This is a genomic window from Candidatus Neomarinimicrobiota bacterium (genome assembly GCA_034716895.1).
Taxonomy (GTDB): Bacteria; Fidelibacterota; UBA8477; order UBA8477; family JABMPR01; genus JABMPR01.
Genome location: JAYEKW010000041.1, coordinates 24,418 through 34,663, shown reverse-complemented (window position 1 = coordinate 34,663; position 10,246 = coordinate 24,418). Strand labels below are relative to the sequence as shown.

10 protein-coding genes are annotated in these 10,246 nt (G+C 42.8%); 4 read left to right on the top strand and 6 right to left on the bottom strand.

Features of this window, described 5'->3' with window-relative positions; genetic code table 11:
* From U9Q77_03070 to U9Q77_03055, 4 genes are all read left to right on the top strand, one after another.
* A partial coding sequence (locus U9Q77_03070) for a hypothetical protein (protein MEA3286345.1) occupies positions 1 to 640 on the top strand: 640 nt, incomplete at its 5' end.
* A complete protein-coding gene (locus tag U9Q77_03065) occupies positions 618 to 1,241 on the top strand; it encodes a M48 family metallopeptidase (GenBank protein MEA3286344.1) in 624 nt (207 codons plus the stop codon). The genes U9Q77_03070 and U9Q77_03065, both read left to right, overlap by 23 nt.
* 267 nt (positions 1,242 to 1,508) lie before the next feature.
* Positions 1,509 to 1,820, top strand: coding sequence for a hypothetical protein (locus U9Q77_03060; protein MEA3286343.1), 312 nt, complete (start codon positions 1,509 to 1,511; stop codon positions 1,818 to 1,820).
* 266 nt (positions 1,821 to 2,086) lie between these two features.
* Positions 2,087 to 2,299: a cold shock domain-containing protein gene (locus U9Q77_03055; GenBank protein MEA3286342.1), complete on the top strand. Its 213-nt coding sequence runs from the start codon at positions 2,087 to 2,089 to the stop codon at positions 2,297 to 2,299.
* 189 nt (positions 2,300 to 2,488) lie between these two features.
* Here the strand turns inward: U9Q77_03055 and U9Q77_03050 are convergent, their stop codons facing one another.
* From U9Q77_03050 to U9Q77_03025, 6 genes are all read right to left on the bottom strand, one after another.
* The gene (locus U9Q77_03050; GenBank protein MEA3286341.1) at positions 2,489 to 3,079 is read right to left on the bottom strand and encodes a carbohydrate-binding family 9-like protein; all 591 of its coding nucleotides are present in this window, start codon (positions 3,077 to 3,079) and stop codon (positions 2,489 to 2,491) included.
* 106 nt (positions 3,080 to 3,185) lie between these two features.
* On the bottom strand, positions 3,186 to 3,899 hold the full coding sequence (locus U9Q77_03045) for a hypothetical protein (GenBank protein MEA3286340.1): 714 nt from the start codon (positions 3,897 to 3,899) through the stop codon (positions 3,186 to 3,188).
* Between the two features lie 10 nt (positions 3,900 to 3,909).
* Entirely contained in the window at positions 3,910 to 5,310 is a 1,401-nt protein-coding gene (locus tag U9Q77_03040) for a Gfo/Idh/MocA family oxidoreductase (GenBank protein ID MEA3286339.1), read from the bottom strand.
* Positions 5,303 to 6,379 (bottom strand): galactokinase family protein, encoded by a 1,077-nt coding sequence (locus tag U9Q77_03035; GenBank protein ID MEA3286338.1) that lies wholly within the window; start codon positions 6,377 to 6,379, stop codon positions 5,303 to 5,305. The genes U9Q77_03040 and U9Q77_03035 overlap by 8 nt, the downstream gene beginning before the upstream one ends.
* 95 nt (positions 6,380 to 6,474) lie before the next feature.
* On the bottom strand, positions 6,475 to 8,010 hold the full coding sequence (locus U9Q77_03030; GenBank protein MEA3286337.1) for a T9SS type A sorting domain-containing protein: 1,536 nt from the start codon (positions 8,008 to 8,010) through the stop codon (positions 6,475 to 6,477).
* Positions 8,011 to 8,040: 30 nt separating this feature from the next.
* Positions 8,041 to 10,242 carry a hypothetical protein gene (locus U9Q77_03025; GenBank protein MEA3286336.1) on the bottom strand — a complete coding sequence of 734 codons (2,202 nt, stop codon included), beginning with the start codon at positions 10,240 to 10,242 and terminating at the stop codon, positions 8,041 to 8,043.
* Positions 10,243 to 10,246: the final 4 nt, after the last annotated feature.

The window sequence follows — 10,246 nt, the reverse complement described above, 5'->3', positions numbered from 1 at the left end:
ACAATGCCTTTACCTGGGGGATATCCATAGAACACACTATCAGGACCTGGGTCAAGCCGAATACTACTACAAATTGGGACATGATCATTCAATGCGATATGCAGAACAGGGAATTTGCCTGATCGGTGATCGTAGAAAGGTAGTTGATGCCTATCATAAATTGCTCCATGATTCAAAACCAGCGCCAGTAACAGCCAAGAGCAGTAAGAATATTGATGTTTTTGCCTTTGCCGGTGGCAAACCCTGGAAGGAAATCAAGGATACTTTTCAACATCAACTCATACTCTATCACGCTGCAAATGAATTGAACAGTAGACAGCTGGCAAAAAAACTTGCTCTACCGGCATCCACCCTGTATTCCATTCGGGAACGGCTTAAAGTGCGCGGTTATCTGTTACCCGGTAAGGATCAAAGCCCTCCTTCAGAGACCCATGATCTCCAGGGCTTTATTCATCAACATGGAGAACTGAACTGGGATGAGATCAATGAACTATTTGAACGGGAGATGATCCACTACCTTTATGAAAAATATGGTTACAATAAGAACAGAATGGCTAACATCCTGGATCTCAGCTACCCTTCCATCATCAGCAAAACCCGTGAATTAACCCGGATAGATGGGCATTTTCTTCCTAACTAAACCCTCTGGATCAAAATCCTGGATAGAGGAACATCCAGAGATTGGCAAGATCACATTTGCACGGAGCAAGAGATCCAAAACCCTGAAACTCTTCGTTAAACCTTTCCATGGTCTGCTGGTCAAACTACCCCCCGGCTGTTCCACCAAAAAAGCGCTGATATTTGCAAAACGTAACCAGAATTGGATCCAACAGGCTCGGGGTAGAGCGCATGAAATTGAGAAATTGTCACGAGATTTTTTCCACACACATGCAGAGGTACCCAAACCAAAGATTAGACGCTTTTTGATCCAACGCCTGGACAGCCTGGCACATCAACATGATTTTGTTTATGCGAAAGTCAGCATCAGGAACCAAAAGAGTCGCTGGGGGTCATGCTCAACACACAATAACATCAGCCTTAATCAAAATCTTTATTATCTCCCACCTGAATTGCTGGACTATGTCCTCCTCCATGAACTCGCCCACACGATCCGGAAAGATCACAGCCCTGCATTCTGGACAATTCTGTATAATATTTTGGGCCGAGATCGTACAAAACAGACTCGCCGTGATTTAAAATATTTCGAATTCCTATTCCACCGTCCTCCGGAATCTGGATAAATCTACACCTATCGTCGTGACCACCAGGGCGATGGAATCCCAATAATTTTAACGGAAATACAGGCAGATAAGTCGTCACAACAACTCAATATTTTCGTTTTGGCTACGATAATATTATGGATGAATTACCGATTCTTAATAATTATCCTTTTAACCTGCGGGCTACTCAATTGCGACATGGAATCGAAACCTGATAATGATAAATACAGCAAAATCCTCACCAGGGACAGAAACATTTCAAATCCTCATACCTTTGGAAATGTCAGCATGAAAAATTGTGAAGATTTTGCAGTACTCATCTCCGCCAGCAAATTGGCTAAAAAACTCAAGAGACCTAAAGATTGGGTCATCACTCACTACCAAATCCCCCTTTATGCTGATACCCTACAAAATGCTGAACGAGTTATCGGCCAGGCCCAACCAGGCAGCCATTGTTACATCGTTGAACAACAGGGTTCCTGGTTTTTTATTCAAAGTCCGGATAGTAATGAACTGGGCTGGCTTTATCGGGATTTTGTGGTTGGATTTGTGAAAAAAAACCCAGAAACTTTACTCCCATGTCCTGAAATAATCAGATAAAAAAGGGCTCAACCCATATTCAGGGGGTTACTTGAGCATGGTCTTCAGAGTTGCTTGGTGATATTTTGAATCTACACGCGCATTCTGAAGTATAATTGGTATAAATCAAATGTAAATGGTTGTTTGTTTTATGTTTTTAAAGCCCATATTCAAGCCATAGTCAGGAAAGTCCAATTGGATGGTAATGTTTTCTGCAGATGTATGTAGAAAAAACTGACTGGAAGAAAGCCACCTTTAGTGGTTAAGATAAAGAAAGAGGTTCAAGAATGGCTGATCAATTAGTCAACGGTGTGGTCAAATGGTTTAACGATGCAAAAGGTTACGGATTTATTCAGCAAGAAGACGGTCCAGACGTATTTGTGCATTATCGTGCGATCAACAGTGATGGACACGCGTCCTTAAAAGAAGGACAAAACGTTACTTTGAATGTCACACAGGGCGAAAAAGGTCCACAGGCAGAGAACGTTACTGCTGTATAAATTCTTTTTCTAAAGAATTTAAAACGCCGGGCTCTTCAGGAGTACCGGCGTTTTTTTTACCCTCACAGGCCGCTCGGGATAACGAGGAGAGCAGTGGATCCCATACGTTGGACATAACCCCGGCATCGATAGCTTGTTTATAATCAGTATACGCAATTTATATATCAGCAATTATGTACTAAATCATTTTTATCTAAAACGAAGTTCGCCAAAATTTGCAGGAGCATGGAATTCCAGCTCATCCAATGCTACCCACGACCCCCAGTGGGGATGGGATGTTTTCTCTCCACATTTAAAAGCGTTTCCCTTCCATAATTGCTTCTCATCATCGCCCAAGTTTCCAACATAGTTCTCTAGAATCGCAAAGGGGATAAAAAACTCCAAAAGCCATGTAGCTGGAGCTTTTTGTTCGGGATCGACCCTGGAAGGTAGTGAGTGAAAGCGTTTGATCTGTAGGTTCTCAGCCTGGGAGAATAATTGAAATTCCTTGATGTTTTTATTCACTCGAGTAGAATTTGTAACATAGCTGGCGAAGAGGGTTCCTCCGCAATTAAACTCAAAATTAAAATATCCCTGTTTTTTTGGGGGCTGTAAAAATATTTCAACACTGCTATCCTCATGTACATCGGATTGAAAGGTTGTGTGTATACAGCGAATGTATCGATCTTCAACCTTAAATATCCCATAGAGCCCTTCGTGACTGTGTATCAATTTACACTGGGTCCTCGGTCGGTGAGAACCACTTTCAGGCCTGAATGACGCGATATCTAGAGGAGTCACTTGACCCCATACTGCACCTTCCCAGAACCCTTGAAATTCTGGTTTCCGGGTGACTTTACTTAATGAATATGATTTGGAGAACACTATAAACTACTCCTCAGAGGAATTATCTGTCTGGCGACAGAGAAGGAACATCCGTAGATAAATATGTCACTTCTAGTTTGCGTAAGACCTGGCTTGCACTGGTAATTGAAACTAAGTCATGGTTGAGCATGGATGGAACTACAGCTTGTTCAGTCCGTCCAATCAAAACTGTAGAGTCAACCCATCCAGTTTCAGCTTTTAATCTACCAGAGTATACCAGTGAGGGTTGACCATTCCCATCTGGATCAGGCTCTCCATTAGGCTGGCTGGCTGTGAAGCTTTCATTATAGTCTCCGGATACATTGAGTTCGAGAAAATAGCGCCAGTTTGAGCCTGGGGGTACTTGAGTATAAATTGAAAGTTTGTCTTTGGGGGTTGCCCCGGTAATCCCATCTGGCAGCGGTTTTAAAAAGGAAGGGATTTCCCCACCCGTTTCCAACTCCCGGCGCGATATCCAATAAGGCAGAGCCGTGGGGCAAACCACCTTGCCCACCCAGATTCCCCTGGCAAGGCGATTTGAAACCCAAAGGGTCCGAATCTCACTGGCATTCTCATTTTCCAGCCAAAGGGCCATTTGGGGTGGTTCACCAAAATTACTCAATCGGTAAATATCTGGAGAGAGCTGAATATCAAAGCGGAGATTTGCCACAGTTGAATCCTGCCAACTCAGGGCTGCTTCAGGATCACTACTGCATCTAATAAATATGAGTACTGCCAGAATAAATAAATTCGGCAATAAAATAAATTTAGTTCTTAATAATCCCAAGTGGTGCTCTGGTTTTCCACTTACCTCTGGTGAAATCAGGAAATTTGACAGGTTTTGACCCATTGGCAACAGAGAGTTCCGTCAACCCAGATACAACAGTCCAATCAACAGCCTCATAGACATCCATATCGGTAGGAAGTCCATTTCGCAAGCAATGGATCAGACGGTAGTCCTCAATGAAATCTGCGCCACCATGGGTTGCACCATCAGCCATTTCCTCCATCTGAGTAATCAGTGGATGTTTATATTTCTCTACATGAGTCATCAGTGGTTCCCAGCTGTGAGAAGCAGTCATGCCCTCAATGTGGATCAGGTTGGCATGTGTAAGATCACCAAAGCCCTGGGTGATACCCTTTGTTCCTTGAATCATATTTATACGACTATAGGGTCGTGGTAGATGTGTATCATGTACCAGATAGATAGTCTTCCCCTTTATCGTCTTGATCATGGTGGTATTCACATCACCACATTTGTAATCTGCTTTTGCATATTTGTGATCCGTGCCTAGGTGCTTCGTAGCGTATTCCTGCAGTCCATGAGCTGTTGTACTCATGGAAACCAGATAATCAAAACGATCACCACGACTAATGTCCATACACTGTGCAATAGGACCTAAGCCATGCGTTGGATAGAGATTTCCATCACGATTAATGGAATGCTTTATCCGCCAATCCCCTTCATATTCTGTTCCGATGAGATAATTTCTCAGGTCATGATTATAGGCACCCTCACCATGCAGCACTTCACCAAAGACCCCCTGCTTTACCATATTATATATCATCATCTCAGGTTCCATATAACAGACATTTTCCATCATAACGCAGTGTTTGTTATACTTCTCTGATGCTTCCACCAAGGCCCAACATTCATCAATAGTGACAGCTACCGGTACTTCCGAAGCGGCATGGCTACCGTTCCGCATAGCTTCGAGAAGGATGGGAGTATGCCATTTCCAGGGGGTAGCTGTAAAGACCAGATCGAGTTCTTCTTCGGCACACATACGTTTGAAATCATTCTCACCATTAAAGTAGCCTGTTGGTTTCGGCTTACCGGCTTCAATTGCCCAATCCTGCATGCGCTTCACTTTATCTTCAATAATATCACACACAGCGACAATCTCAACACCTGGAATCCGTAAGAAATATTTAAAGTGACCTGACCCTTGATTACCGACACCAACAATTCCTAAGCGAACCGTTTCAATCGGGTCTACTTTTGCAGCACCTGGGCTAGTAACAATCTCTTTTGCGCAACTATTCAGGGCTACACCTGCCAGCACTGTACCAACACCTACAGCACCGCCTATACGCAGGAAGTCCCGACGACTTAATTTTTCATCGTTTCTTTTAGAACTATCCCGATTCAGACCCTGGTTACTCATATCGTGCCCCTTTGTCAACTTTTACAGGATAACTCATTGCACCGACCTTTTCCAGGGCTGCACAGACTTCCTTTACACGGCCTGGTGCCAAAATTGCAATTGTCCCCCCCCCACCTGAGCCATTAATTTTAGCTCCCAGTGCTCCCATGTCCATCGCCCGGTTAATCATGAGATTGATCTTTGGAACAGTGATCTGTAAATAGTCGCGCAGATGTTTATGGTGCAGATTCATCAAAATTCCGATTTGCTTGAGGTCAACAGATTCCTGTTTAAAATGTTTAAGCGCTTGGCGTGTAAATTCATGATTGGTTATTGTTGCATAAAATATTGGGATTAGCGATTCTGGTAAATATTCACAATACTCATCAATTTCTTCAACTTGTACTTGAGCGAGCTTGAATTCGGGATCATTCTGCCTGAGAATTGATATTGCCCGTTCAATCGATGGTCGAATCCGCCCATGAACTTCCAGAATTTCTTTCGGGATTAATGAGTTACTGATGATTAATCCTTCAAGAGAATCCCCCAACTGTTGAACCTCATAAGTAGCTGTATCGATATGGATAACATTGCCCAGAGAAATAGAATAGTGATCCATCATACCACCAGGTTCCCCATGTTCCAGTACTTCAGCCTGATATGCCAAATGAGCTATTGCATGAGAATCATAATGATCATTTGGGCTGTATAATTTTAGCAAAGTTTTTAGCAAACCCACTATAATTGCACTAGAGCTTGAAGCACCTGCCTTGTAGGGAATATTTCCTGAATAGGTGAGCTGACAGCCAGTGTGAAATTTTATGCCTTCACGGCGCAGTACCCGGATTGTGGAAGCGATGTAATCCCGGGATTCTAAGACCTTAAATTGTTCTTCCAGGTTAATTTTACGCACTGTATTAATGTCAGGCGTATTGATAGTCATGAATGGATCGGTATTTAGCTGACCCTGAATTTTTATATAACGGTTTATTGCCGTGGCAATAACAGGCAATCCAAGATAGTCCTGGTGTTCCCCAAAAAGACATATCCGTCCAGGTGATTTTACTCGAACAATGGGTGAAGTGGTCATAGAATTCCTATTAGAAAGAATCACTCTTCGGTGAAACCCAGGATAGAAGTTGGGGAGCCCTCAGAGGGCTCCCCGGAAAAACACAACTCTCTAACTTATTTGAGCATAATCATCTTACCGGAAACTACACCGGCAGGAGTTGAAATACGATAAAGATATACACCAGAATCTACTGATTGATTAAAATCATTCATACCATTCCAGGTTATCTCATTCGCACCAGAATGACCCATGCCACTATAAACGGAGGCCACTTTTTGGCCAAGCATGTTATAAACATCCAAACTAACTGCAGAAGCATCACCAAGGGTGAATCTGATTGTAGTACTTGGGTTAAAAGGGTTGGGATAGTTACCAACGATGGCAAATTCACTTGGGATAGAAATAAGTTCTTCATCAATAGCTACTGGTTCTACCCGAGCTGTTCCACCTGAACCATAAGCAAAGGTAGCTGTTTCTCCACCAATGTCATTTGGAAAAGCATCATTGCTCCAATTCACTGTTTCTTCATTCAATACGAGCAAACGAAGACTTTCGTAGAACGTTCCGATTTCACCAATAGCGTCTCTTTCAATAGAGAGCTCATAAGCATTATCATCAGCATTAATCCCTGAAACAGTAGCACATTCAATCTCGACCCATTCTGTTACAGAGCCAGCACCAACGATATTAATAATTGTATCCTGACTAGTTAGTGGCCATTCAATCCAGTAATCCACACCAGTAGCCCACCAATCCCAAGTTAGTCCAGTTGCCGCACTGGCATCTGTATCTAAAAAGATTTGTGGTTTGCCACTAACACTTTCAAGATCACCAAATATTCCATCTTCATTGATATCAACTCTGATAAAGACAAATTCATCGTTATAGGTCATGTAGACATCTTTAATATCCATTGATGGATAATCAATGTCACCTGTCTCTTCAAGGCCATGAGGTGGGGCATCCATCTGCATGTGGGGGAACCAATCTGTCATATCACCATCAATTGTGATATCATAACTAAAGAAATAATCCATCGTAGTACTGCCGATATCATTTGGAAACGCATCGTTGCCCCAGGTTGCAGTTTCCTCGTTTAAGACTAATAACCTTACACCAGCTGCATCGAGAAGTCCCAAGTCGGTACGACTGATAGATATCTCATACCCATTGTCATCAGCATTAATTGCTGAAACCGTGGCACATTCTACATTTACCCATTCTGTTACCGATCCAGAACCTTGTATATTTACAATAGTATCCTGGCTGGTTAATGGCCATTCGATCCAATAATCAACACCAGTTGCCCACCAGTCCCAAGTGAGACCAGTTGCAGCGGACATGTCTGTATCTAGAAATATCTGTGGTTTTCCACTAACACTTTCAAGATCACCAAACATACCATCTTCATTAATATCCACGCGGATATAGAGAAAATCAGCATCATTGGTCATATAGACATCTTTAATATCTATTTCAACAATTGCCTGATCACCAGTTTCTTCAACATCTCCTGGCGCCACATCGACTTGCATATCTGCTGTCCAGTCAGACATGTCTCCATCAATTGTGATAGTTGCAGCCATTCCATACACTGCAAATAGCAGAATGGATAGTCCAACCAGCGTGTTCTGTAGCATTTTACGCATTTTACAACCCTCCTTAGGTTTGTTTTCTATCTATTTTAGAGCCAATACTTTCCCTACAGAAAGCAATGGATCTTTTGCATTGTTATCTTTTAGAACCCGGAATAAATAGAGACCCGACGCAATATTTCTGTTCCGGTTATCACGTCCATTCCAGGTAATTTGTTCATCAACTCCCACCTGAAATTTGATTGAATTCACCAATCTACCCCTTAGGTCATATATATCAATATGCCCCTTTCCACCATATCCAGCAGGTTTTGTAATTGTAAAGGTCACTGCTGTATTAAAAGGATTAGGACTGGTCGATATTATCATAGACTCAGGTAGGCTGAGATTTTGAACACCAAGGGGTGTCATATCGTAACTATAACTATCGGTTGTATACTCATCTGGGGCATAGTCATCATCCCCGACCTCTGAGTTATCATTAACGTTAAAGAGTAGGTTTAATTGAATTCCAGCCAGGTTAAGTGTCTCAATTGGGATGCTAGCTTCAAACCGTGGCTCACCAGTAATGCCCACGTGCAGGTCAATTCCCCCGATCCATTCCCAACTCCAGGAATCATTGGAACCTGTGTAGTGCCACAGTGAACTATTCTCGACCATATAGTCGGCTCCCAGGGCTGATCCTCCGCTGTGAAAACCGGTAGAAAAATTTTCATCTGTATCCAAAAACAAATGATAGAAATAACTGTTGATTTGAGGAATCTCACTAAAGCTGCATGAGAAATAGAGGAAGTCTTCATCATGAGCTGCCCACACATCCACAATATCGCAGGCCGAAATAGGAGTATCCCCTGCCATTTCGATTAAGGCCCCTTGAACATCAAGATTGTCGATATTGAGCCAGTCATTGAATTGACCATCAATTGCCAGATCACCGAAGGAGTTTGGATCAGTAGAGATTTGATAAACCCGACGATTCATATCAGTGTGTGCTTCAGGAGTTCCATCGATGGCTCGCATTGCCACAAAATATTCAGAAAAGACCTCAACATTGTTTACTGTGAATTCCCAATCGAAATTTTCCGAAGCCGTAGGGCTAATAATTTCAAAGATATTTCCCTCATCAAAATCAGGGAAAGCATCGCCAAAATAGAGCTGATAGGAAATAGGCCAGGTTTGATCAATTGCTGCATTCCAGTAAAGGGTTACCTCGGCAGCATCATATTCAAAATACAGAACTCCTGGCAGATTAGTCCAGGTTGGAGGATTATTATCAACGGGATGATTATGATAGGCATCATAGCGAATTTCATTAAGCATGACCGAACTCACGGCTGTAAGCCAAGCCTGATCAACCTCAGTGAATTGAATTTGCTGGGTCAATAAGGTTTCGTAATCAGCTTGCTCAACTGTGACATAATCCAATGCAACAGGTGTAAACCCATCTGGTTTAATTGCCTCCGCATTGATCAGTGGGGCCCAGGTATCTCGAGCGTTTTCAAACCACGGGCTGACATAACCAATTTCCTGCTCCCAATCCCAGGTGAGGTAATAGCCCTCATACATATAAGCATTAATAGAAGTCCTGATCAGGTCGCGATAAGCAAAACCGGGGAGACTGGGATGCATATAAATTGAAGGGTTGTTTGCGAATAGAAATTTGTCAGGATATTGACTGCGAAGATGTGCAATATACTCTGCCATTCCCTGGGTCGTCCAACCATAGACACCGCCCCAACTTGCAGGTGCCGGCACTGTAATAGTATCCAGGAACAGGCCATCACAGGCTTTCTCGATGAGAATGGCATCAACCATGGTTGCGTTATACTCCCACCAGGATGGATCGCCTGCATTTACAAAATAACTGTTCCAGGTCCCATTCATATCAGGGGCACCGTTATGATCCTGATCATCAAGAAAGAAAGAAGCATAGCCAGCATGTTGGAAGATGGTATCTGCCCCATTATAGTACACAGGCCCACTTCCGTCTCCGGTCACATTGCTTGATCCAGATTCCCCCATACTGAGATATGCAAATACCAGTACATCATCATCTGTTCCGGAAAGATTGTCTAATCCGTTTTGTATATCTTGAACTTCTTCGGCCGCTACTTGCAAGCCTGATAAAATAATAAGATCAAAATATTGTGCCTGATATACTTCAGCCTCACCCATGGAGCCATAATAGCAGAAGTAATCCATATCTGCACTGAAGTCAGGCAAAGGACCTGTCACTTGGGCAAACCCGAAAGTGATAATGAACAATATGGCAAGACTGATTCGCATAATT